The sequence below is a fragment of the Micromonospora sp. WMMD714 genome (assembly GCF_029581315.1).
GTDB classification, from domain to species: Bacteria; Actinomycetota; Actinomycetes; order Mycobacteriales; family Micromonosporaceae; genus Micromonospora; species Micromonospora rifamycinica.
Genome location: NZ_CP120744.1, coordinates 3295528 through 3319313, shown reverse-complemented (window position 1 = coordinate 3319313; position 23786 = coordinate 3295528). Strand labels below are relative to the sequence as shown.

Annotated in this window: 23 protein-coding genes and 1 pseudogene; 4 read left to right on the top strand and 20 right to left on the bottom strand. The window is 72.4% G+C overall.

The features are described from left to right. Window positions 1-4: 4 nt before the first annotated feature. The 20 genes and pseudogenes from O7625_RS14800 to ftsY all read right to left on the bottom strand — a co-directional run bounded on the left by O7625_RS14800 (window position 5) and on the right by ftsY (window position 19102). Window positions 5-328, bottom strand: coding sequence for a DUF2469 domain-containing protein (locus tag O7625_RS14800; protein WP_011905215.1), 324 nt, complete (start codon window positions 326-328; stop codon window positions 5-7). Then, a complete protein-coding gene (locus O7625_RS14795) occupies window positions 325-1137 on the bottom strand; it encodes a ribonuclease HII (RefSeq protein WP_282346547.1) in 813 nt (270 codons plus the stop codon). The genes O7625_RS14800 and O7625_RS14795 overlap by 4 nt, the downstream gene beginning before the upstream one ends. After that, complete coding sequence (locus O7625_RS14790; RefSeq protein WP_282346546.1) at window positions 1131-1613, bottom strand: NUDIX domain-containing protein; 483 nt, start codon at window positions 1611-1613, stop codon at window positions 1131-1133. Before O7625_RS14790 ends, O7625_RS14795 begins: the two co-directional genes overlap by 7 nt. A 58-nt stretch (window positions 1614-1671) precedes the next feature. After that, window positions 1672-2307: a signal peptidase I gene (gene lepB / locus O7625_RS14785; protein ID WP_067307338.1), complete on the bottom strand. Its 636-nt coding sequence runs from the start codon at window positions 2305-2307 to the stop codon at window positions 1672-1674. Window positions 2308-2450: 143 nt separating this feature from the next. Continuing rightward, a pseudogene (gene lepB, locus O7625_RS14780) lies at window positions 2451-3290 on the bottom strand (signal peptidase I); the annotation flags it as partial. Window positions 3291-3482: 192 nt separating this feature from the next. Next, window positions 3483-3839 carry a 50S ribosomal protein L19 gene (gene rplS / locus O7625_RS14775; protein ID WP_030335223.1) on the bottom strand — a complete coding sequence of 119 codons (357 nt, stop codon included), beginning with the start codon at window positions 3837-3839 and terminating at the stop codon, window positions 3483-3485. A gap of 144 nt (window positions 3840-3983) precedes the next feature. Continuing rightward, window positions 3984-4772 (bottom strand): tRNA (guanosine(37)-N1)-methyltransferase TrmD, encoded by a 789-nt coding sequence (gene trmD, locus O7625_RS14770; RefSeq protein ID WP_282346545.1) that lies wholly within the window; start codon window positions 4770-4772, stop codon window positions 3984-3986. Between the two features lie 16 nt (window positions 4773-4788). Then, window positions 4789-5370, bottom strand: coding sequence for a ribosome maturation factor RimM (gene rimM / locus O7625_RS14765; protein ID WP_282346950.1), 582 nt, complete (start codon window positions 5368-5370; stop codon window positions 4789-4791). 2 nt (window positions 5371-5372) lie between these two features. Then, the gene (locus O7625_RS14760; protein WP_172862164.1) at window positions 5373-5633 is read right to left on the bottom strand and encodes an RNA-binding protein; all 261 of its coding nucleotides are present in this window, start codon (window positions 5631-5633) and stop codon (window positions 5373-5375) included. Continuing rightward, window positions 5608-6084, bottom strand: a complete 477-nt coding sequence (gene rpsP / locus O7625_RS14755; protein WP_282346543.1) for a 30S ribosomal protein S16 — start codon at window positions 6082-6084, stop codon at window positions 5608-5610. Before rpsP ends, O7625_RS14760 begins: the two co-directional genes overlap by 26 nt. Before the next feature lie 240 nt (window positions 6085-6324). Continuing rightward, window positions 6325-6972 carry a DUF402 domain-containing protein gene (locus O7625_RS14750; RefSeq protein WP_067307386.1) on the bottom strand — a complete coding sequence of 216 codons (648 nt, stop codon included), beginning with the start codon at window positions 6970-6972 and terminating at the stop codon, window positions 6325-6327. A gap of 258 nt (window positions 6973-7230) precedes the next feature. After that, complete coding sequence (proS, locus tag O7625_RS14745) at window positions 7231-8637, bottom strand: proline--tRNA ligase (protein WP_282346542.1); 1407 nt, start codon at window positions 8635-8637, stop codon at window positions 7231-7233. A gap of 220 nt (window positions 8638-8857) precedes the next feature. Beyond that, on the bottom strand, window positions 8858-9937 hold the full coding sequence (locus tag O7625_RS14740; protein ID WP_282346541.1) for an amidohydrolase family protein: 1080 nt from the start codon (window positions 9935-9937) through the stop codon (window positions 8858-8860). A gap of 18 nt (window positions 9938-9955) precedes the next feature. Further along, window positions 9956-10537 (bottom strand): Uma2 family endonuclease, encoded by a 582-nt coding sequence (locus tag O7625_RS14735; protein ID WP_282346540.1) that lies wholly within the window; start codon window positions 10535-10537, stop codon window positions 9956-9958. A gap of 68 nt (window positions 10538-10605) precedes the next feature. Next, entirely contained in the window at window positions 10606-12156 is a 1551-nt protein-coding gene (gene ffh, locus O7625_RS14730) for a signal recognition particle protein (protein ID WP_067307317.1), read from the bottom strand. Between the two features lie 494 nt (window positions 12157-12650). After that, on the bottom strand, window positions 12651-14975 hold the full coding sequence (locus O7625_RS14725; protein WP_282346539.1) for a [protein-PII] uridylyltransferase: 2325 nt from the start codon (window positions 14973-14975) through the stop codon (window positions 12651-12653). 14 nt (window positions 14976-14989) lie between these two features. Continuing rightward, on the bottom strand, window positions 14990-15328 hold the full coding sequence (locus O7625_RS14720) for a P-II family nitrogen regulator (RefSeq protein WP_067307311.1): 339 nt from the start codon (window positions 15326-15328) through the stop codon (window positions 14990-14992). Between the two features lie 25 nt (window positions 15329-15353). Continuing rightward, complete coding sequence (locus O7625_RS14715; RefSeq protein ID WP_067307307.1) at window positions 15354-16766, bottom strand: ammonium transporter; 1413 nt, start codon at window positions 16764-16766, stop codon at window positions 15354-15356. Between the two features lie 283 nt (window positions 16767-17049). Beyond that, window positions 17050-17913 carry an aminoglycoside phosphotransferase family protein gene (locus tag O7625_RS14710; protein WP_172898393.1) on the bottom strand — a complete coding sequence of 288 codons (864 nt, stop codon included), beginning with the start codon at window positions 17911-17913 and terminating at the stop codon, window positions 17050-17052. A gap of 7 nt (window positions 17914-17920) precedes the next feature. Continuing rightward, window positions 17921-19102 carry a signal recognition particle-docking protein FtsY gene (ftsY, locus tag O7625_RS14705; protein ID WP_282346536.1) on the bottom strand — a complete coding sequence of 394 codons (1182 nt, stop codon included), beginning with the start codon at window positions 19100-19102 and terminating at the stop codon, window positions 17921-17923. Window positions 19103-19249: 147 nt separating this feature from the next. Between ftsY and O7625_RS14700 the strand changes: the two genes are divergently transcribed. The 4 genes from O7625_RS14700 (at window position 19250) to O7625_RS14685 (ending at window position 23703) form a co-directional block, all read left to right on the top strand. Continuing rightward, window positions 19250-20962: an alkaline phosphatase D family protein gene (locus tag O7625_RS14700; protein WP_282346535.1), complete on the top strand. Its 1713-nt coding sequence runs from the start codon at window positions 19250-19252 to the stop codon at window positions 20960-20962. A 24-nt stretch (window positions 20963-20986) separates the two neighbouring features. After that, window positions 20987-21424 carry a MarR family winged helix-turn-helix transcriptional regulator gene (locus O7625_RS14695; protein WP_282346534.1) on the top strand — a complete coding sequence of 146 codons (438 nt, stop codon included), beginning with the start codon at window positions 20987-20989 and terminating at the stop codon, window positions 21422-21424. 171 nt (window positions 21425-21595) lie between these two features. Continuing rightward, window positions 21596-23215 carry an MDR family MFS transporter gene (locus O7625_RS14690; RefSeq protein ID WP_067307294.1) on the top strand — a complete coding sequence of 540 codons (1620 nt, stop codon included), beginning with the start codon at window positions 21596-21598 and terminating at the stop codon, window positions 23213-23215. Further along, window positions 23212-23703 carry a universal stress protein gene (locus O7625_RS14685; RefSeq protein WP_231932751.1) on the top strand — a complete coding sequence of 164 codons (492 nt, stop codon included), beginning with the start codon at window positions 23212-23214 and terminating at the stop codon, window positions 23701-23703. The genes O7625_RS14690 and O7625_RS14685 overlap by 4 nt, the downstream gene beginning before the upstream one ends. Window positions 23704-23786: the final 83 nt, after the last annotated feature.

The following is a 23786-nucleotide window of genomic DNA, read 5'->3' as shown; positions in this document are numbered from 1 at the left end:
GGGATCAGCTACCGAAGCCCGAGTCGGCGGGCAGCGAGATGTCGGGCTTCTCCAGCTCCTCGACGTTGACGTCCTTGAACGTCATCACCCGGACGTTCTTGACGAAGCGCGCCGGACGGTACATGTCCCAGACCCAGGCGTCGTGCATCTCGACCTCGAAGTAGACCTCGCCGTCGGAGTTGCGCACGTGCAGGTCGACCTGGTTGGCCAGGTAGAAGCGGCGTTCCGTCTCCACCACGTAGGAGAACTGACGGACGATGTCGCGGTACTCCCGGTAGAGCTGCAGCTCCATCTCGGTCTCGTACTTCTCGAGATCTTCCGCGCTCATCGCACTCCGCCTTCCATGACCACATCTTCCCCCACCGGTGCCGGAGGCCGAGGCTGCTCGCCCAACGCCACGCCGACGGTACCCCCTGGCGGGCCTGAGCGCTCCATCGGCTCCGGAGCGGCCGTGCCGAGCGGCCGGCGGGCCCGGGGCGGGGCGCCCTCCCGACCGGATACGGCAGCCACATTGACGTACGAGAACCGGTGCTCCACGCAGGGGCCACGGTCCCGCAGCGCCTCGGTGTGCTCGGCGGTGACGTACCCCTTGTGCTCGGCGAAGCCGTAGCCCGGGTGCCGGCCGTCCAGCTCCACCATGATCCGGTCCCGGGTGACCTTGGCCAGTACGCTGGCCGCCGCCACGCAGGCCGCCACCCGGTCACCCTTCCAGACCGCCAGCCCCGGCACGCCCAGCCCGTCGACCCCGAAGCCGTCGGTGAGCACGTACTCGGGCCTGGTGGTCAGCGAGGCCAGGGCGCGGCGCATCGCGGCCAGGTTGCACACGTGCAGCCCCCGGGCGTCGACCTCCTCGGCCGGAATGACCACCACCGCCCACGCCAGGGCACGGGCGACGACCTCGGCGTACACCCGCTCCCGGCTGGCCGGGGTGAGCAGCTTGGAGTCGGCCAGTCCCTCGATCTCGCCGCGTCGTCCCTCGGGGAGCACCGCGGCGGCGGCCACCAGCGGGCCGGCACAGGCTCCCCGGCCGGCCTCGTCCGCGCCCGCGACGTGCCGGAAACCGCGACGTTGCAGGGCCCGCTCCAGCGCGTAGAGCCCACCGTCGCGGCGGACCACGGTGCGCGGCGGGGTCAGCACGACGCCTCCGACGTGGGGGTCGTCGCCAGCACCCGGGTGAGCAGGGCCGCCAGGTCCACCGGGTAGCACCGCTCGTCGGTGTCGGCCAGCTCGGCCACCGACCACCAGTGGTGCCCGGTGACGCTGGCCCGTTCGATGTCGTCGAACCCGGCCGTGTCCACCTGCCAGGTGGGCACCCGGACCACGAAGAACTCCTGTTCCTGGCGGTACCACACGCCGTTGAAGGGGAACTCGATCGTCTCGGAGTGCACCGGCGCGCCCAGTTCGGCGGGGGTCAGTCGCAGGCCGGTCTCCTCGGCCAGCTCGCGGGCCGCCCCGGCGGCCGGGGACTCACCGCCCGGTTCCAGCCCGCCGCCGGGGGTGAACCAGTACCGGTGGCCCGGCCGGGCCGGGTCGAAGCCCGCGAAGAGGAGCACCCGACCGGACGCGTCGACGAGCAGCACGCGGGCCGCGCGGCGGGGGTGGAAGTCGGTCACCGTACCAGCCTGCCAGACGGTGCCGGCGGTCGGCCACGCCCCGGCGGCCAGAACCGGTTCAGGGGTTGGGGATGCCGTCGAACGACTTGGGCACGGTCAGCCAGGTGGCCCGGTCGAACGGCCAGAAGACGGTGAAGGCCCGACCCACCACCTCACCCTCGGGGATGGTGGCGCTGTCGATGTTGCGACCGGACTGCTGCCAGTGCTCCAGGGAGTCGCCGGAGGCCGACCGGTGGTCGCCCATCACCCAGAGCCGCCCCGCCGGGACGGTGATGTCGAACTCCTGGTCGGCGGGCTTGTCCTGCTGCCCGTTGGCGGAGTAGATGTACGGCTCGTCGAGGGACTTGCCGTTGATCGTCAGCCGTTCCTGCGCGTCGCAGCAGACCACGTGGTCGCCGCCGACCCCGATCACCCGCTTGATGAAGTCCTCGCCGTCGGGGTTGCCGCTCCACTCGGTCGGCGCCTTGAAGACCACCACCTCGCCGCGGTGCGGTGAGCGGAAGTCGTAGACCAGTTTGTTGACCAGCACCCGATCGTCGATCTTGAGAGTGTTCTCCATGGACGGCGACGGGATGAAGAAGGTCTGCAGCACGAATGCGCGGACCAGCACCGCCACCAGGATCGCGACGCCCAGGAGGATGGGCAGCTCCTTCCAGAAGGAGCTGCGCGGCTTTTCGGTCTGCTCGTCAATCACGGGTGGAGCCTACGTCGCCGGAGCCGAACGGGCCGCCCGGAACGCCGGAGGTGTTCCGGCCACCGGGAACGTCGTGGCCGGCCCGGGTGCCGCCGTGGTCGCCCGCCGGCACCGCCCGACCGGGCCGCCCGCCCGGACCGTCCGGACCGGGCGACCATGGCCAGCACGGCGGTGATCGGGAGGAGCAGGGCCACGTCCCCGGACGGGGTCGGCCGGACCGGCGACGGCGCGGTGGGCGCGGCGGCGGAGTCGGACAGCCGGGCGAAGGTGTCCGGGACCGGCAGCGACGTCCAGCGGGAGGACGGCCACACCACCATGAACGCCCGGCCGATCACGTTGTCGATCGGCACCGGACCCTGGCAGCGGGCGTCCTGGGAGACCAGCCGGTGGTCGCCCATCACGAAGATCTGACCCGGGGGTACGACCACCTCGTCGAACCGGCGGGACCGGCACTCCTTCGGGTTCGGCGGTACGTCCAGGGGCGAGTCGCGCACCACGTACGGCTCGTCCAGCGGGATGCCGTTGACCAGCACCCGACCCTGGTCGTCGCAGCACTTGACCCGGTCACCGGGCACCCCGATGACCCGCTTGATGAAGTCCTTCTCGCCGGGACGGCCCACCCCGACCAGGTCACCGAGGGTGCGACCGATCTTGCCGACGGCCCCGGTCGGCGGGACCGGGCTCTCCAGGGCGACCCACTTGTCGGTGCCCCGGAAGACCACCACCTCGCCGCGCAGCGGGTCACGGACGTCGTAGACGACCTTGTTGACCAGGACCCGGTCGCCGATGAGGAGGGTGTCCTCCATCGAGCTGGAGGGGATGAAGAAGGCCTGGAGCAGGAAGGTGCGGATCAGCACCGCGAGACAGAAGGCCACGATCAGCAGCAGCGGCAGCTCCTGCCAGAGGGGCATCTGCCGACGGGTGGGTCGGCTCCGCCGACGCCACGGGTCGGCCGTGTCGTTCGAGTCAAGCACCTGCACCACGCCACTCCCCGGTCCGCAGAAACGACACTACCGCCCGGGAGCCTCGTCGAGGCCCCACGGGCGGCAGTGGACGATCGGAGCGCCGCGACCCGCGTCGCGGCGCCACCTGCCGGTCTGCGCCCGTACCGATCAGCGTAGTGCGCTCTGCTCGATACGACATCCGCGCAGGTCAGGCGGCGTGGCGGAGGGAAGTCAGCTGGGCTGCTTCTCCCGCTTCTCCTTGATCTTGGCCTTCTTGCCGCGCAGCTCACGCAGGTAGTAGAGCTTGGCCCGGCGGACGTCACCGCGGGTCACGACCTCGATCCGGTCGATGCCCGGGCCGTTGAGCGGGTACGTCCGCTCCACGCCCACACCGAAGCTGACCTTGCGGACCGAGAAGGTCTCGCGCAGACCGTCACCCTGGCGGCGGATGACGACGCCCTGGAAGATCTGGACCCGGGACCGGTTGCCCTCGACGACCCGCGCGTGCACCTTGACGGTGTCACCGGCACGGAAGTCGGGGAGGTCGGTGCGCTTCGACTGGGCGTCAAGGGCGTCCAGGATGTTCATCGCTGCGTCCTCGTGATGCTCACGGCGCACCGTCACTCGGTGCGCGGATGGGTGATTCTGATCCCCGGGTGGCGGCCGGACGCGCCGGTGCCGGTCGGGGATCCTCGCAGCCGCCCACGGGCGTGGGCGGATGCGGCAACCCCCCTACTTTGCCACATCTCCCGGGGGCAGCGGAAACCCACCCCGCTCCAGCGTGGCCACGTCCCGTTTGTCCAGGCTCTCCGGGGGCAGCGCGGCGATCAGGTCGGCCCGTCGGGTGGCCGTCCGGGTCAGCGCCTCGTCCCGTCGCCAGCGGGCGATCCGGCCGTGGTCGCCCGAGCGGAGCACCTCGGGCACCTCGTGCCCCCGCCAGCTCGCCGGCTTGGTGTACATCGGGGCTTCCAGCAGGCCGTGGGCGTGCGACTCGTCGTCCAGCGAACCGGCGTTGCCGAGCACCCCGGGCAGCAGCCGGGTGACCGCCTCCAGGATCACCAGCACCGCGACCTCGCCCCCGAAGAGCACGTAGTCGCCGAGCGAGACCTCGGTGACCCGCAGCCGGGTCGCCGCGTGGTCGAGCACCCGCTGGTCGATGCCCTCGTACCGGCCGCAGGCGAAGAGCAGGTGCGACTCGGCCGCCAGCTCGTGCGCCATCGCCTGACTGAACGGCACCCCGGCCGGGGAGGGGACCAGCAGCCGGGGCAGGGTCAGGCCGTCCGGGGCCAGCTCGTCGGGGGCCAGCGCGTCCAGCGCCGCACCCCACGGCTCCGGCCGCATCACCATGCCCGGACCGCCGCCGTACGGCGTGTCGTCGACCGTGCGGTGCACGTCGTGGGTCCAGCTCCGCAGGTCGTGTACGGCCAGCCGGAGCAGGCCCTGCTCCCGGGCCCGCCCGATCAGCGACAGGTCCAGCGGGGCGAAGTACTCCGGGAAGATCGACACGATGTCGACGCGCATGTGGGTGGCTTCCGGTCTAGAGGTCGAGCAGACCGGCCGGCGGGTCGACGACGACGCGTCCGCCGACGAGATCGACCTCCGGGACGATCGCCTTGACGAACGGGATCAGCGCACTGCCCCCCTGCGGGCGGCGCAGGACGAGCAGGTCGGACGCGGGCGCGTGGTCGATCTTGGCCACCTCGCCGAGATGCTCACCGGCCGGGGTCACCACGGCCAGACCGACCAACTGGTGGTCGTGGAACTCCTCCGGGTCCTCCGGCGGGGCGACGGTGGAGCTGTCCACCCCGACCAGGGTGCCGCGCAGCGCCTCGGCGGTCTCCCGGTCGAGGACCCCCTCGAAGGCCACCAGCATCCGGCCCTGGTGCATCCGGGCCGACTCGATGGTCAGTTCACCGGGGACCTGGTACACCACCCCCGGCTCGCCGCCGGTCGGGGCCGGCTCGGCGGCCCGCCCCCCGGCGCCCCGGGGCGTCGCCCCCGGCTCGGTGCGCAGCACCGCGCCGGGGGCGAAACGCGCTTCGGGCTCGTCGGTCCGCACCTCCACGGTGACCTCACCGCGGATCCCGTGCGGCTTGCCGATCCTGCCGACGATGAGCAGCATCAGTACGAGTCGACGATGTCGACGCGTACCCCGCGTCCACCGATGGAGCCGATCACCTGACGCAGTGCCTTCGCGGTCCGGCCGGACCGTCCGATCACCGTGCCGAGATCCTCCGGGTGCACGCGGACTTCCAGCCGCTTGCCCCGACGGGAGTCGACCATCCGGACGCGCACGTCGTCCGGGTGGTCGACAATTCCCTTGACCAGGTGCTCCAGGGCGGGACGCAGCGGCATGTCAGGCCTGCTCACCGGCGTCGGCAGCAGCGGCCGGGGCCTCGGCCGGAGCCTCGGTCTTCGGTGCGCCGGTCTCGGCCGGAGCCTCCGCCTTGGCGGCCTTGCGGGCCGGCTTGGCCGGGGTCTCCGGGGCCAGGCCGGCAGCGGCCTTCGCCTCGGCCTCGTACGCCGCCTTGCGGTCGGCCCGCTCGGCGGCGACCTTCAGCGGCGGCGGGGCCGGCAGGCCCTTGTACTTCTGCCAGTCGCCGGTCAGCTCCAGCAGACGCTGGACGGCCTCGCTCGGCTGCGCGCCGACCGAGAGCCAGTACTGGACCCGCTCCGACTTGACCTCGATGATCGAAGGATCTTCCTTCGGCTGGTACACGCCCACGAACTCGATCGCGCGACCGTCACGCTTGGTGCGCGAGTCGGCGACGACGATGCGGTACTGCGGGTTGCGGATCTTGCCCATCCGCAGGAGCCGGATCTTTACGGCCACAGTTGTTTCGCTCCTGTTGCGATTTCACCGGCCCGGCTACGGGCGGTGCACGGGTGAGCGTCGACCGGCGCAGTGGGGTTGCGCCGGAGGCTGCTCGGTGGACTGGCGACGCGCCCGGGTTAGAGGGCGCCGAACGCGCGCCGGATACCAGCGGCCCATTGTGCCAGATCGCCCGCCGGACGCTCACATCGGCCCGACCGGCGAAGGGGTCGACGTCCGCCCGTGTGAGCGACGACACACTCAGCGTACGGGCGGGCGGTCCCAGCCGGGCGGCAGCTCCGTCGGAGCCGTCCAGTCGGCCGGCGGGACGAAGTCGCACCAGGTGCCGTCGAACGGGAACTCCCCCGCCTCGGCGAGGGCGATCACCCGCTGACCCTCGGCGCGGACCGCCTTCTCGTCGGCCACCCAGTAGTGGTCGGGGAAGGCCAGCCGCTCGGTGAACTCGTCCTCGTCCTTCCACCGCCAACTGCGGTCGGGGCTGACCACCACGTCCAGGTCCTGGTCGACCACGTCCACCCCGGCCACCGACCCGTCGTCCCACCGGACTCCGGGCTCCTCCAGGTTGACGTACCAGGTGGCGAAGCGGTCCTGCTGGTCGCGGAAGAACCACACCGAGTGGGCCGCCCCGGCGGGCAGGAACTCCAGCAGCGGCGGGCCGTTCCACCGCCCCCGGGCCAGCCGGTACGACGAGGCGATCCACTCGGTGAACGGCATCGCCCGCATGCCCAGGCCCGCCTCGGAGACCTCGTGCGCCACCGGCGTGTCCCGGGCCACCCAGAGCAGCAGCCCCCGGTCGTCGTCGAGAACCACCCGGGCCGCCCGGACCCAACCGATGCGGCCGTTTCGTACGTTCCGGTGCATGATCAGCTGACCTGGCGCGAAACGCACCACACCTCCACAGGTCTAGACGGGCTGGCGGCGCACCGGCCCCGGGCGGCGCGTCCGGGTCGCGCCGCACCCCTGGCACCCGCCGCCCGGCGGCGGCACCGGACGGATGCGGCACCGGGCGACGGTAGCCCCGGACGACGGCGGCACCGGGCGGATGCGGCACCGCACGGCGGCGATCCCGGGCGGGATGCGGGACCACGGTGCCGCGTCCACGGAGCCGACCCCGTGGTCCGCCGCAGGTGCCCGGGTGGGCGGGGCTCAGTAGGCGCGGGCCAGGATCGCGGTGAGGTCCGGCTCGTCCTCGTGGTCCGGGACGGAGCCGTCGGCCCGCAGCAGGCAGCGGACGGTGACGCCCTGGCCGTTCGCCTCGGCCTCACCCGGGAGGCCGACGGCCGACCACGGCACCATCGCCCAGCCGGTGGCCGCCGCCTCGATCGCCTCGGCGAGGGTGGACACCTCGACGGTGCGGGACCGCCGGTGGGCGAGCGCCTCGTCGTGCAGCGCCTGCTGGTCGGCCTCCAGGGCCGCCAGGACAGCGCCGACCACGTCCGCGACCGGGGTGGGCGCCTTCGAGCCGTTCGTCCGCCGGACCACGACCGCGTTACCGGCGGCCAGGTCGCGGGGGCCGACCTCGACACGTACCGGATAGCCCCGCAGCTCGGCGTCGACGGCCCGGCGGCCGAACGCGGTGTCGACGCGGTCGTCGAGCGCGACCCGGACCCCGGCGTCGCGCAGCGCGTCGCGTAGCTTGGCCGCCGCCTCGCCGACCCCCTCGCCGTCCTTGACGATCATGACGTACGCCTGCACCGGAGCCAGCCGTGGCGGCACCCGCAGGCCGTTGTCGTCACCGTGCGCCATGATCAACCCGCCGAGCATCCGGGTCGAGGTGCCCCAGGAGGTCGTCCAGGCGTGCTCCCGGCCCCCCTCGGCCGAGGAGTAGCTGATGTCGAACGCCTTGGCGAAGTTCTGCCCCAGCTCGTGACTGGTGCCGAGCTGGAGCGCCTTGCCGTCGCCCATCATGCCTTCGCAGGTGTAGGTGGCGGTCGCCCCGGCGAAGCGCTCCCGGGCGGTCTTCAGCCCGACCACCACCGGGATGCCCAGCACGTTGACCATCAGGTCCTCGTACGCCTCGTGCAGGATCCGGCGCGCGTAGGCGCGGGCGTCGGACCGCGTCGCGTGCGCGGTGTGCCCCTCCTGCCAGAGGAACTCGCTGGTGCGCAGGAAGACCCGGGGGCGCAGCTCCCAGCGGACCACGTTCGCCCACTGGTTGAGCAGCAGCGGGAGGTCCCGGTAGGAGTCGATCCACTTGGCCATGAACTCGCCGATCACCGTCTCGCTGGTGGGGCGCACCACCACCGGCTCGGCGAGCTGCTTGCCGCCGCCGTGGGTCACCACCGCCAGCTCCGGCGAGAAGCCCTCGACGTGCTCGGCCTCGCGCTTGAGGTAGCTCTCCGGGATGAACAGCGGGAAGTACGCGTTCTCCGCGCCGGCCGCCTTGATCCGGGCGTCCATCTCGGCCTGCATCCGCTCCCAGATGGCGTAGCCGGCCGGACGGATGACCATGGTCCCCCGGACCGGGCCGTTGTCGGCCAGCTTCGCCTTGGCGATCAGGTCCTGGTACCAGCGGGGAAAATCCTCCGCACGGGGAGTGAGCACGCGAGCCATGACCGCACATCCTATGCGCCCGTCTCCGGGCCGGCGCGATCGGGCGCGGCCCCACCCGGATCCCACCCACCAAAAACCCACGCCCCACGCCAAGATCGTGCTACTTCCGGGATGTAGTGGCATCCCCGTACCGTGAGGCCCCTACAACCTGGATCGAGCGCGATCTTGCCAGCGGGCGGCACGGGGAAGGACGGCACGGGGAGGCGGGGGCCGGCGGGGGTCAGCGGACCAGCCGGCCGCGCAGGACGATCCGGGAGGGGGTGCGTACCACGGTCAGGTCGCGGCGCGGATCCTCGGGGTAGACGACCAGGTCGGCCAGGCCACCCTCGACGAGGCCGGGGAAGCCGAGCCACTCCCGGGAGCGCCAGGAGGCGGCGGCGAGCACGTCCACCGCCGACATGCCGGCCTGCTCGTGCAGCAGCAGCATCTCCTCGGCGGCCAGTCCGTGGTCGATACCGCCACCCGCGTCGGTGCCCACGTAGATCGGCACTCCCGCCTCGTACGCCGCGCGCACCACCTCGGGGAACCGGTCGCGCAGCGCGAGCATGTGATCGGCGTACCCGGGGAACTTGGCCCGGGCCGCGTCGGCGATGCCGCCGAAGGTCCGAATGTTGATCATCGTGGGGACCAGCGCGGTGCCCTGCCGGGCCATCAGGTCGATCAGGTCGAGGCTCAGTCCGGTGCCGTGCTCCACCGAGTCCACCCCGGCCCGCACCATGATCTCCACGGCCGACTCGCTGAAGGTGTGCACCGCGGCGCGGACCCCGCCGGCGTGCGCGGCGGCCACCGCGGCGGTCATCGTGTCGGCGTCCCAGGCCGGCGCGAGGTCGCCGATCCCCCGGTCGATCCAGTCGCCGACCAGCTTGACCCAGCCGTTGCCGGCGGCGGCCTGCGCCGCCACGGCCGCGGTCACCCCGGCCGCGTCGACCTCCAGGCCGATGTCGCGCAGGTAGCGCTTCGGCGGGGCGACGTGCCGGCCCGCGCGGGCCAGCCGCGGCAGCTCCGGCTCGTCGTCGAGTTCGGGGTACGGGAACGGCGAGCCGGCGTCGCGCAGCGCGAGCACCCCGGCGTCCCGGTCGGTACGGGCCAGCGCGCGGGCCTGGTCGAGGGAGGTGACCGGCGTACCGCCCCGGGCGATGCCGAGGTGACAGTGGGCGTCGACCAGGCCGGGCAGCACGAATCCCCCGTCGGCGACGGTCTGGGCACCGGGCACCGGGTCGAAGGTGACCCGGTCGCCGTCGAGCCAGAGATCCCGTACCTCGTCGTCGGGCAGGAGTACACCGCGCACATGCAGAGCCATGTGCACAGTCCTACCCGATCACTGCCCGTCGGGGGCGACCAGGTCGTTCCTCCGGGCGGTCAGTGCCGGCAGGTCGACCGAGACCTTCCACGGCGACTCGGTGACGAACAGGTCCTCGGTGTGGGTGATCTGCTCGTAGTCGCGGCCACCGGGGCCGAGCGCGTACTCGGTCAGCGTGATCCGCTCCTGGAGCGGGTCGACCACCCAGTACGAGTGGACCCCGGCGTGCGCGTAGACCTTCGCCTTGTCGTACATGTCGCGGAAGGTGGAGGTCGGTGACACCACCTCCACGGCGAGCAGGGCGTCCTCGACGGGGACGGGCGACCGACCGGCGTGCCGGCGGTGGATCGCCACCACGTCGGGCCGTGGCTCGTTGCGGCGGTCGACCCGCATCGACAGGTCGAAGCTCACCAGGTGATCCGACGGGCAGTTGACTTCGAGGGCGAGCAACAGACGGACGCACAGGTCCTGATGCAGGGCAGTGGGCGACGGCACGATCAACCTTCCGTTGATCAGTTCGTACGGAAGGTCCTTCGGCAGCTCGCCGAGGTCGTCGACCGTCCACTCGTGCCGTTCGGGCAGGATCGGGGCCGCGGTCATGACATCTCCTTCCAGGGGGCGGAACCACCCTAGGCGCCCACCTCGTCGCCCACCGTAACCCACACGCGTCAACGGGGGCGGTTGTCGCCCTTGCCGAGCTTGTTGAAGTCGATCTTCGGCAGCTTGAAGCCCGGCGGCAGGCCCTGACCACCGGCCAGGTCGCCCGGGTCCATCCCCGGCGGGAGCTGCGGCATGCCGCCCGGGAAGCCGCCCGGCAGCCCGGCACCGCTACGCGGCCGGTTGCCACCCTTGGTGCCCTTGCGCTTGTTCTTCGGCGACTTGGTGGCCTTGCGCCGCCCACCGCCGGGCAGGCCCATCATGCCGCCCATCTGCTTCATCATCTTCTGCGCGTCGGCGAAGCGGTTGAGCAGCTGGTTGACGTCCATCACGGTGACCCCGGAGCCACCGGCGATGCGGGCCCGCCGGGAGCCGTTGATGATCTTCGGGTTGGTCCGCTCGGCCGGGGTCATCGACCGGATGATCGCGGTGACCCGGTCGAAGTGCTTGTCGTCCAGCTCGGCGAGCTGGTCCTTCATCTGCCCCATGCCGGGCATCATGGCCAGCACGTTGGCGATCGGACCCATCCGCCGCACCGCGATGAGCTGGTCGAGGAAGTCCTCCAGGGTGAACTGCTCACCGCCCATCAGCTTGGCGGTCATCTTCTCCTTCTGATCGGTGTCGAAGGCCTGCTCGGCCTGCTCGATCAGAGTGAGGACGTCGCCCATGCCGAGGATCCGGCTGGCCATCCGGTCGGGGTGGAAGACGTCGAAGTCCTCCAGCTTCTCGCCGGTCGAGGCGAACAGGATCGGCTGGCCGGTGACCTGCCGCACCGACAGCGCGGCACCACCCCGGGCGTCGCCGTCCAGCTTGGACAGCACCACGCCGGTGATGCCGACGCCGTCGCGGAACGCCTCGGCGGTGCGGACCGCGTCCTGGCCCACCATCGCGTCGATGACGAAGATGACCTCGTCCGGGTCGACCGCGTCACGGATGTCGGCGGCCTGCCGCATCATGTCGGCGTCGATGCCGAGCCGGCCGGCGGTGTCGACGATGACGATGTCCCGGGCGGCCCGCTTCGCGTGCTCGATCGAGGCGCGGGCGACCTGCACCGGGTCGCCGGTGCCGTTGCCGGGCTCCGGGGCGTACACCTCGACGCCGGCGCGGCCACCGAGCACCTGGAGCTGCCCGACGGCGTTGGGACGCTGGAGGTCGGCGGCGACCAGCAGCGGCTGGTGCCCCTGGGCCTTGAGCCAGCGGGCCAGCTTGCCGGCGAGGGTGGTCTTGCCGGAGCCCTGGAGACCGGCCAGCATGATCACCGTGGGTGGCTGCTTGGCGAACTGGAGCCGTCGCCCCTCGCCGCCGAGCACGTTGACCAGCTCTTCGTTGACGATCTTGACGATCTGCTGGGCCGGGTTGAGCGCCTGGGAGACCTCCGCGCCGCGGGCCCGCTCCTTGACGTTGGCGATGAAGCCCTTGACCACCGGCAGCGCGACGTCCGCCTCCAGCAGCGCCAGACGGATCTCGCGCGCGGTGGCGTCGATGTCGGCGTCGGTGAGCCGACCCTTGCCGCGGAGCTTGGTGAAAATTCCGGACAGGCGGTCACTCAAGGTGTCAAACACGCGAACATCCCGTTTGTCGTTTTCCGGCGGGCACAACGCGGCCGGGCAGGAGTCCAGCCACCGTTAGGGTAGCCCGCCGGCCGTGCTCCCGCTCCGGCCCCACTCGCCCCGTCCCGCGCCGCGCCGAAGACGACGGACGCACGTCGGTCACCCGGCCGGCACCACCCGGGCCAACCGCCGACCCAACCAGCCTCACACCCCACCCCACTCAGTGAGCCGGGGGCCGGTGATCAAGAGGTTCAGGTCACCAACCGGCGCGAAGCCGACGCAAACCTCTTGATCACCAGCGTCCGACACACCACCTCGCCCCACCGGTGATCAAGAGGTTCAGGCGACCAACCGGCGCAAAGCTGACGCAAACCTCTTGATCACCGGGGGGATGCGGTGAATCTCGGCCCGGCGGCGGATGACCCGGCGTACGTCGACGGGCGTCGCCCGCGACCCGGAGGCCGCCCGGGACGTGTCGGCGCGGCTGGAGCGCGGGCGGCGCGGTCCTACACGGCGGCGAGGACGGCCGCCTCGATGTGGGCCCGCTGCTCGTCCGACGGCCAGCCACCGACCAGGTAGAACGCGTCCACCACGTCACCGCCGAGGGTGGAGATGCGGGCAGCGCGCACCTGCGCCCCGGCCTCGTCCAACGCGCAGGTGACCCGGTAGAGCAGACCCGCCGCGTCGGCGGCGCGCAGCTCCAGCAGGACCGCGTCGGTGGCCGCCTCCCGGTGCCAGACCACCCTCGGCGCGGCACCCTGGCTGCGCGCGGCGAGCGCCCGGCCGCGCAGCCGCTGGGTGACCGAGACGTCGCCGGTGACCGCGCGACGCAGGTCGGCGCTGAGCGCGATCGGGTCCGGGGCCAGCCCGTAGCGCGGCTGCACCCGGCACTCGACCAGTGCCCGGTCGTCGACAGTGGCGGCGTCCGCCGAGATCACGTCCAACCGGTGCAGGGCCAGGCAGCCGGCCACCGTGGCGAGCAGTCCCCGCCGGTCGGCCGCGGCCACCGACACCCGGTCGTCGGTCAGGTGGACCACCGGCAGCGGCCCGGCGACCAGTGCCGGGTCGGGGTCCGGTGGGGCGGGTACCACGCCGGTGTCCAGGGTGGTCCGCACCCGGGCGACCAGCTCGGCGATCAGCCGACCCTTCCAGCCGGACCAGGCGGCCGGGCCGGTGGCGGCGGCGTCGGCCAGCACCAGGGCGTGCAGCAGCTCCAGGGTGGTGGTGTCGCCGACCCGCTCGGCCACCCCGGCGATCGTCTTCGGGTCGGACAGGTCACGGCGGGTGGCCACGTCGGGCAGGAGCAGGTGCAGCCGGACCAGCGTGCCGATCAGCGCCGCCTCCTCGACGGGCAGGCCGATCCGGGTGGCCACCGCCTCGGCCAGTGGCGCGCCGACGGTCGAGTGGTCGCCGTCCAGCCCCTTGCCGATGTCGTGCAGGAACGCGCCGATCAGTAGCAGGTCCGGGCGTTCGACGTCGCGGGTGTGCCGGCTCGCCTCGTACGCGGCCTGCACGAGGTGGCGGTCGAGGGTGAACCGGTGCACCGGGTTGTGCTGGGGCAGGCTGCGCAGCCGGGTCCACTCGGGCAGCCAGCCGTCGACCAGGCCGTACCGGTCGCAGGTCTCCCAGGCCGGCACCAGCCCGGGGCCGGCACCCAGCAGGGTGACGAACGCGCTCCGGGCGGCCGGCGGCCAGGGCGCGGGCAGCGGCGGGCAGTACGCGGCCAGCCACTCGCAGGTGGCGCGGGCGATCGGCAGCCGGGTGATGGCCGCCGCGGCGGCGATCCGCAGCGACAGGCTCGGGTCGGGGCGGGCCCCGATGGCGGTCCGGGCGAGCACCAGCTCCCCGTCGTGCTCGACCACGTCCCGGGCCACCGGGCGGCGCAGCGGCCGACCGTCGGCGCCCCGGCGGCGGCCGGAGCGGAGCCGGTCGGCGGCCCGCCAGGCGTCGTCGAGGGCGTGGCTGACGGTGCGCGCGTCGCCGGCCACCCGGCGCAGCAGGGCGTCACCGTCGCCGGCCTCCGCCCGCGCCCCGGTCTCGGTGGCCTCGGCCACCGACGGGCGCAGGCCGAGCAGCGCGGCCACTCCGGCGCGTTCCTGGGCGACCAGCCGGTCGACCCGGCGGCCCACCTGCTGGTGCAGGGCGTCGCGGGTGTCTAGCAGCCGCAGGTGGGCGGCGCGGACGGCGGGGCGCAGCGCGTCGGTGATCCCGGCGGTGGCGATGGCCCGCAGGATGCCCACGTCCCGCAGCCCGCCGGCGGCCTCCTTGAGGTCGCCTTCGAGCAGGAAGGCCAGCTCGCCGTGGGTGCGCCAGCGCACCTCGGTGATCTCCCGCAGGGCGGGTAGCTGGCGGACGGCGGTCCGCCGCCAGTGGTCGGTGGCGGTGCGGGTGAGGGTGTCGGCGAGCGCCCGGTCACCGGCGACGAAGCGGGCGTCGAGCAGGGCGAGGGCGACCTTGACGTCGTCCTGGGCCACCGACAGCGCCTCGGCGAGGGTACGCACGGAGTGGTCGAGCCGGACCCCGGCGTCCCAGATCGGGTACCACAGCGAAGCGGCCAACTCGTCCACCCCGGCCACCCCGGCGTGCAGCAGCACCAGGTCGAGGTCGCCGCACGGGGAGCACTGCCGACGGCCGAGTCCACCGACGGCGACCAGGGCGATGCCCTCCCGCTCCGGCAGCAACCCACGCAGCCACGTGTCGAAGGCCCCGGCCCGTCGCACCCGGGCCGGATCCCCGATCCCGCCGGGAATCCGGACGACCCCGTCGACCAAGAGGTTTCCGTCTCCGTCGCCGGTGTCGCCCGACGCATTCCTCTTGGTCGACGAGGTCATCTGGTGTGGTCCTCCTACAGGGCGTCGAGGCCGCGTTCGCCGGTACGGACCCGGACGACCTCTTCCACGCCGGTCACCCAGACCTTGCCGTCACCGATCTTGCCGGTCCGGGCGGCGGCCACGATCGCGTCGACCACCTTGTCGACGTCCATCTCGTCGGTGAGCACCTCGACCCGGATCTTGGGCAGGAACTCGACCGTGTACTCGGCACCCCGGTAGACCTCGGTGTGCCCCTTCTGACGCCCGTACCCCTGGACCTCGCTGACGGTCAGGCCGGCGACGCCGAGGGCGTGCAGGGCCTCCTTCACCGCGTCCAGTTGGTACGGCTTGATGACCGCGGTCACCAGCTTCATGTCCAAGCCCTCCATTCTCCGAACGTTATCCGGCGACCTTCTCGTCCACCGGCGCGGCGGCCGGCTCGGGGGCCTCCGGGGAGGCCGGCTTCGCGCCGCCCGGGGTGATCCCGGCCATCGCGAACGCCCCACCACCGGCGCCGCCGGTGCTCGGGGACAGGTCGTAGCCGCTCTCCGCGTGCTCGCTGATGTCGATGCCCTCGACCTCGTCGTCGGCCTTGACCCGGAAGCCGAGGGTCTTGTCGATGACGAACGCGAGCACCCAGGCGACCCCGAACGACCAGGCGGTGACGATCAGACCGGCGAGGGCCTGGCGACCGAACTGGGTGACGCCGCCGCCGTAGAACAGGCCGTCGGAGGCCCCGACCACGTCGCTGATCGCGGCGTTGACCGAGTTGGTGGCGAACAGGCCGAGCCAGAGCGACCCGATCCAGCCGCCGACGAAGTGCACGCCGACCACGTCGAGCGAGTCGTCGTAGCCGAGCTTGTACTTCAGGCTGATGGCCAGCGCGCAGACCACACCGGCGACGATGCCGAGCAGGACTGCCGCCCAGGGGGCGATGAAACCACAGGCGGGGGTGATGGCGACCAGACCCGCAACGGCACCGGACGAGGCACCGACCATGGTCGGCTTCTTGTCCTTGATCCACTCCACCGCGATCCAGCCGAGCACCGCCGCGGCGGTGGCGAGCTGGGTGTTGATGAAGGCCAACCCGGCGACCGAGTCGACGGTCAGCTCCGACCCGGCGTTGAAGCCGAACCAGCCGAACCACAGCAGGCCGGCGCCGAGCGCGACCAGCGGGATGTTGTGCGGCTTCATGCCCTCACGCGGCCAGCCCAGCCGCTTGCCGAGCACCAGGGCGACGGCGAGGGCCGCCGCACCGGCGTTGATGTGCACCGCGGTACCACCGGCGAAGTCGAGCGCGTGGATCTTGGCACCGATGATGCCGCCGCCCCACACCCAGTGGGCCACCGGGAAGTAGACCAGGGTGGCCCAGCCGAAGGCGAACAGCAGCCAGCCGCCGAACTTGGCCCGGTCGGAGATCGCGCCGCTGATCAGCGCGACGGTGATCACCGCGAAGACCATCTGGAACGCCATGAACACGTACAGCGGGACGCCGATGCCGCTGGGGTTCTCCGCCGTGGCGCCCCACAGGTCGGTCTCGGCGAGGAAGGTCTTGGTGCCCAGGTACGCACCGGGGTCGCCCCAGAAACCGTTGACGTCGGTCCCGAAGGCGATGCTGAAACCGTAGAACCACCACAGAACAGAGATGAGCCCGATGGCGGAGAAGCTCATCATCATCATGTTGAGCACGCCCTTGGCCCGGTTGAGGCCGCCGTAGAACAGCGCCAGTCCCGGGGTCATGAGCAGCACGAGAGCGGTCGAAACCAGCAGCCAAACGGTGTTGCCGCCGTCGATCGTCGGTGCTTCAGGCACGCTGGCCTCCTAAAGGTGAAGTTCCCTCCTTCGCGGCTTCCGGGGCAGCGTCGCCCGTACGCCGGTTGCGCGGAAGCTTGGTCGGCCGCTGTTTCCGGACCGACACCCCTCGATTTCCGACACGTGACGGGTTGTTTCCGGCGTGTGAAGAAGCGCGATCATGAAATTCGGGAAACGAAAGAGTGGCCGTTCCGGTGACGAACGGCCACTCTTTCCCCGATGACGACCCGTCGCCGGGGCGTTCCCGGGCGGTCGACGCGTGGGGACCGGTGTGCGCCCACGCTCAGCGCAGGGCGTGCTCCAGGGCGTGCCGCTCGTAGTCGAGCAGGCGCAGGTCGCGCATCGGACGACGAAGGTGACCCTTGTGCACGATCCGGACGAACGCCGGCTCACCGGCGGCGGCCATCCGCCGGATGCCCTCCACGTGGTCCACGATCCGCTTACGGATGGTCCGGATCAGCCGGTGCCGGTCCCGGGGGATCAACCCGTACGCGTCGGCGAAGAGGCGTAGCCGGCGGGGCCGGTCCGGGTGCTTCCAGCCGAGCGTGATCGAGTCCCGGTCGGCGAAGATCGGCACCCAGGTCCAGGCCGCGTACGCCACGTCGTAGATCCGGGCACCGGGCGAGGCGAGGTCGAAGTCGATCAGGCCGAGGGTGCCGTCCGGCCGCCAGATCACGTTGTGCGGGGCGGCGTCGTGGTGACAGATCACCTCGGTGTCCGGCGGCGGCGGCCCGAACGAGCGCCAGACCGCACCGGGCGGCGGGGCGAAACCGTACTGGGCGTCGTGGAACATCCGCAGCATGGTGGCCACCGTCACCAGCGCCTCGTCGGTGACCCAGTGCGGGGCCAGCGGGTACTCCCCGCACTCCCCTTCGAGGTAGGACAGCACCTCACGGTTGCGCTCGTCCATCCCCAGCGCCCGGGGTGCGCCGGTGAACCCGACGTACTCCAGGTGGCGCAGGAGGGCGTGCACCGAGGGCGTCCACGGGCCGGCGTTGCGCCGGACGGTGTCGCCGACCCGGACCACGGTGCTCACGTTCCCGCCGTGCAGCGGGATCTCCTGCGAGGTCACGTACGGTCTCCCCAGGCCCGGCGCCGCATGGCGGGGGTCACGCCACCCGGCGTACGCGCGATCGTCGTTGCTCACCGCGAGGTTACGCGTCCCGGGCGAGCGGCTCGACGCCGAGCAGCGCGTCGACGAACTGCGCCGGATCGAACGGGGCCAGGTCGTCCGCGCCCTCGCCGAGACCGACCAGCTTGACCGGGATGCCCAGCTTGCGCTGCACGGCGATCACGATGCCACCCTTGGCCGTGCCGTCCAGCTTGGTCAGCACCACCCCTGTCACGTTCACCACCTCGGTGAAGACCCTGGCCTGCTCCAGCCCGTTCTGCCCGGTGGTGGCGTCCAGGATCAGCAGCGTCTCGTCGATCGGGCCGTGCTTCTCCACCACCCGCTTGACCTTGCCCAGCTCGTCCATCAGGCCGATCTTGTTCTGCAGCCGGCCGGCGGTGTCGATGAGCACGGTGTCGGTGCCGGCGTCGATGCCCCGCCGCACCGCGTCGAAGGCCACGCTGGCCGGGTCGGCCCCCTCGGCCCCGCGGACCGTCTCGGCGCCCACCCGGCCGCCCCAGGTCTCCAGCTGGTCGGCGGCGGCGGCCCGGAAGGTGTCGGCCGCCCCGAGGGTGACCGAACGTCCGTCGGCGACCAGCACCCGGGCGATCTTGCCGCAGGTGGTGGTCTTGCCGGCCCCGTTGACCCCGACCACCAGCAGCACCGCCGGCACCCCGTCGCGGCCGGTGGTGTGCAGCGACCGGTCCAGGGTCGGGTCGAGGGCGTTGACCAGCTCGGCGGCGAGCAGGTCGCGCAGCTCACCGGCGGAGCGGGTGCCGAGCACCCGGGTCCGCTCGCGGAGCCGGTCGACGATGTCCCGGGTGGCGTCGATGCCGACGTCGGCGGTGATCAGGCTGTCCTCGATCTCCTCCCAGGCGTCCTCGTCCAGGTGGTCCCGGGCGAGCAGGCCGAGCAGGCCCTTGCCGAAGGAGTTCTGCGAGCGGGCCAGCCGGGACCGCAGCCGGACCAGCCGGCCGGCGGTCGGCTCGGGGACCTCCAGCGGCGGGGCCACCACCACCGGCGGCTCGACCAGGACCCCGGTGGACAGGTCGGACTCGGCCGCCTCGACGGGGGGCCCGGCCAGGTCCTCCTCCGCCCGGGTGTCGACCTCGGTCTGCGGCAACGGGGGTTGCGCCCGCCGCCGCAGCCGGGGCACGACCAGGCCGAGGCCGCCGAGGATCAGCACGCCGAGCAGGGCCAGTGCGACGAGGAGGTAGTCCGTCATGCCGAAATCCTGTCAGATGCCGGCGACGGCGTCCCACTCACCGCCTCCGGAGCTGAGCGAGCTGCGGGTACGCTCGCCGCTGCCGGGGGTGACCCACCGCCCACGGGGTAGAAAAGATGAACCGTCTTCTCCTCGGAGGTGCCACCCATGCCCGAGCCGCGCCTGCTCATCGGCCCGCTGCTGCGCCGGGTCGTCGGCACCCGGGCGACGGTCTGGGTGGAGACCAGCGGGTCCGCGGTGGTCACCGTCCGCACGGCCGACGGCGCCACCGGCTCCGCGCCGACCTTCTCCGCGTACGACCACCACTACGCGCTGGTGGTGGTGGAGGGGCTCACCCCGGACCACGCCACCAGCTACGAGGTGCTGGTCGACGACGAGCTGGTCTGGCCGGTGGCCCGCGACGGGTTCCCGCCCAGCGTGATCCGGACCAGGGCGGCCGACGACCGGGACCAGCCGGTCAGCCTGATCTTCGGGTCGTGCCGGGAGACCACCCAGCACAACACCACCCGCAAGCTGCCCCCGGACGCGCTGGACGCGTACGCCCGGCGGCTGATGGCCGCGCCCGACCCGGCCGAGCTGCCCGACCTGCTGGTGCTGCTCGGCGACCAGGTCTACGCCGACGTCACCTCGCCCACCGTCAGGCGGCTGCTCAAGCGGCGTCGGCGGCGGCCGAAGGACGCCCCGGCCGACCAGGTGGTGAGCTTCGACGAGTACACCAAGCTCTATCTGGAGTCGTGGCGTGACCCGGAGATCCGCTGGCTGCTCTCCACCGTGCCGAACGTGATGATCTTCGACGACCACGAGGTGATCGACGACTGGAACACCTCCCAGGCGTGGCGGACCGACATGCGCCAGCAGGCCTGGTGGGCCGAGCGGATCCGCAGCGGCCTGGCCTCCTACTGGGTCTACCAGCACCTGGGCAACCTGGCCCCGGACGAGATCGCCGCCGACCCGCTCTACGCCAAGGTGGTCGCCGCCGGGGACGCCACCGACGTGCTGCGGGAGTTCGGTGAGCGGGTCGACCGGGAGGCCGACGAGGCGCACGACACCGAGCGCTGGCGGGCCGTGCAGTACCAGTGGAGCTACGCGCTGGACCTGGGCCGGACCCGGCTGGTCATGCTGGACAACCGGTGCAGCCGGGTGCTCGAACCGGGCGCCCGGGCGATGCTGCCGGCCGGCGAGTGGTCCTGGTTCCTGGACCGGGCGCACGGGGTCTACGACCACCTGGTGATCGGGGCGTCGCTGCCCTGGCTGCTGCCGCCGGGCATCCACCACGTGGAGGCGTGGAACGAGAAGCTGGCCGACTCCGGCCGGCCGTGGGTGGCCGGGCTGGCCGAGAAGCTGCGCCGGGCGCTCGACCTGGAGCACTGGGCCGCGTTCCGCCGCTCGTTCGACGCCCTCGGGGCGCTCTTCGCCCGGCTGGGCAGCGGCACGCCGGCCACGGCCGGCGACCGGGTCGGCGCCGGCCCCGCGTACCCCGCGCCGGCGTCGATCAGCGTGCTCTCCGGCGACGTGCACCACTCGTACGTGGCCCGCGCCCGGTTCGACGATCCGGCGGTGCGTACCCCGGTGCACCAGCTCACCTGCTCGCCGATCCACAACCAGGTGCCGGCGGCGATGCGCCCGCTGATGAAGCTGGGCTGGAGCGCCGGGCCGGCGGCGGCCACCCGGGCGCTGGCCCGCTCGGCGGGGGTGCGCCGGCCGACGGTGCGCTGGAAGAAGCTCGCCGGCCCGTACTTCGGCAACGCGGTGAGCACGCTGCGCCACCGGGGGCGGGAGGCCGAGGTGTTGATCGAGGGAACCACCAGCGACGGGCACCTCCGAGAAGTTGCCAGGCAGCAACTTTCCTCGGCGAAGTGACTTCTGACACGTACCCTCGGTGCCGTGGACGATCATCTGCCCGAGACCCTGCGCGTGCTGGAACACGAACTGGCGGCACTGCTCCGCCGCGGTCGGGCGTTGTCCTGGGAGATCGCCGGGGAGGTGCATCCCCACCTGGAGCCGAACGCGTACGGGCTGCTGCTCTGGCTGCGGCGCTCCGGCCCGACCCGGCTCACCGACCTGGCCGCTCTGCTGGGCATCGGTAAGGGCACGCTGAGCCGGCAGATCCAGGGGTTGGAGACGTTGGGCCTGGTACGCCGCGATCCCGACCCGGACGACCGGCGCGCGGCGCAGCTCCGGCTGACCGGGGAGGGCACCCGGCGGTTCGACACCGCGCGGGCGGCCCGGATGGAGCAGATCAACCGGTCTCTGGAGACCTGGCCGAAGCGGGACGTCGAGGAGTTCGCGCGGCTCATGCACCGGTTCAACGAGACCTTCTGACGCCCGGTCCCGGGGCGTCAGGTGGTGGTGGCGACGCCGCCCACGTCGCCACCCTGCCGCAACGGTCACCACCCTGCCGGAATAGCGGTCCGTCACGTCCGGTTGTTGCTTGAGGCAACAAAAGCTTACGGTTGCCTGAGGCACTCTTTTTCACCACCGGAGGCAGCGACGATGACCCAGCCGACAGCGCCCGCCAGGGCGACCGGCGTCGAGATGACCCACCGGCAGATCCTGGAGGCCCTCTCCGGACTGCTGCTGGGCATGTTCGTCGCGATCCTCTCCTCCACGGTCGTCTCCAACGCGCTGCCGCGGATCATCACCGAGCTGAAGGGCGGCCAGTCCGCCTACACCTGGGTGGTCACCTCGACCCTGCTGGCGACCACCGCGACCACCCCGATCTGGGGCAAGCTCGCCGACCTGACCAGCAAGAAGATCCTGGTCCAGCTCTCCCTGGCGATCTTCGTGCTGGGTTCCGTGCTGGCCGGGCTCTCCCAGTCGACCGAGCAGCTCATCGCCTGCCGGGTGCTTCAGGGCGTCGGCGCGGGCGGCCTCACCGCCCTGGCCCAGGTGATCATGGCGACGATGATCGCCCCCCGCGAGCGCGGCCGGTACAGCGGCTACCTCGGCGCGGTGATGGCCGCCGGCACCATCGGCGGCCCGCTGATCGGCGGCGTCATCGTGGACACCTCCTGGCTCGGCTGGCGCTGGTGCTTCTACGTCGGCGTGCCGTTCGCCATCGCCGCCCTGGTGGTCCTCCAGAAGACCCTGCACCTGCCGGTGGTCAGGCGGCAGGTGAAGATCGACTGGTGGGGTGCCACGCTGATCACCGCCGCCGTGTCGCTGCTGCTGATCTGGGTCACCCTGGCCGGCGACAGGTACGACTGGCTCTCCTGGCAGAGCGCCGTCATGGTGACCGGCGCGGTCGGGCTCGGCGTGCTCGCCGTCCGGGTGGAGAACCGGGCCAGCGAGCCGATGATCCCGCCCCGGCTGTTCCGCAACCGCACCATCACCCTCGCCGTCGTGGCCAGCATCGCGGTCGGCGTCGGCATGTTCGGCGCGTCGGTCTTCCTCGGCCAGTACTTCCAGATCAGCCGGGGCGAGAGCCCGACCATGTCCGGTCTGATGACCATGCCGATGATCCTCGGCCTGCTGGTCTCCTCCGTCGTCGTCGGCCGGATCATCACCCGGACCGGCCGCTGGAAGCGCTACCTGGTCGCCGGCTCGGCGCTGCTCACCGCCGGGTTCGCGCTGATGGGCACGATCCGCTACGACACCCCGTACTGGCACCTCGCCGGGTTCATGGCGCTGATCGGGCTCGGGCTCGGCATGACCATGCAGAACCTCGTGCTCGCCGTGCAGAACACCGTCGCCGCCCACGAACTCGGCGCGGCCAGCTCGGTGGTGGCGTTCTTCCGCAGCCTCGGCGGCGCGGTCGGCGTCTCCGTGCTCGGCGCGGTCCTCGGCCACCGGGTCAAGGACTACATCGCCGACGGCCTGGCCGGGCTCGGCCTGCCCGGCGCCGGCTCGGGCAGCGGCGGCGTGCTGCCCGACGTGCACACCCTGCCCGGGCCGGTCCGGATCGTGGTGGAGAGCGCCTACGGTCACGGCGCGGGCGACATCTTCCTGGTCGCCGCCCCGTTCGGGCTGATCGCCCTGATCGCGGTGATCTTCATCAAGGAGATCCCGCTGCGCCAGCACACCGGGGACGCCCCGACCGGCACCGTCGCGCAGGAGTCCACCGTCGCGGCGGGTGCCGGGGCGGCGGTGGTCCGGACCGGGACCGACCGGTGAGCATCCCCGTCGAGCGTGAGCAGTACGGCCCGCAGGCCCGCGCACTGGAGTTCGAGCGGGGCACCGACGGCCCCCGGGTGGTCCTGGTCGGGGTCGACGGCAGCCGGACCTCGCTGCGGGCCGCCTCGTACGCCGCGGGGCTGGCCCGTCGACAGGGTGCCGGGCTGGTGGTGGTCTTCGTCAGCGCCACGGCCGGCTACGCCGGCATGCTGCCCGGGGTGGTGGCCGGGGCGGTCCAGCGGACCCACGACGAGCTGGCCGACGAGCTGCGCCAGGAGTGCCGCCGGGGCGCCGAGGAGCTGGGCCTGCCGGTGACGTTCCTGTGCCGGCGCGGCGACGCGTACGCCGAGCTGCGGACGGCGGCCGACGAGTCCCGGGCGGACCTGGTGGTGGTCGGCTCCTCCGAGCAGGCCGGGCACCGGCTGGTGGGTTCCGTCGCCACCCGCCTGGTCCGCACCGGCCGCTGGCCGGTCCTCGTCGTCCCCTGACCGGGGACCGGGTCGGCGACCGTACCGCGGGGCAGCCCGGCCGGGTGGGGCAGCCGGCCGCCCGCCACCGCACCGCGCCGAGC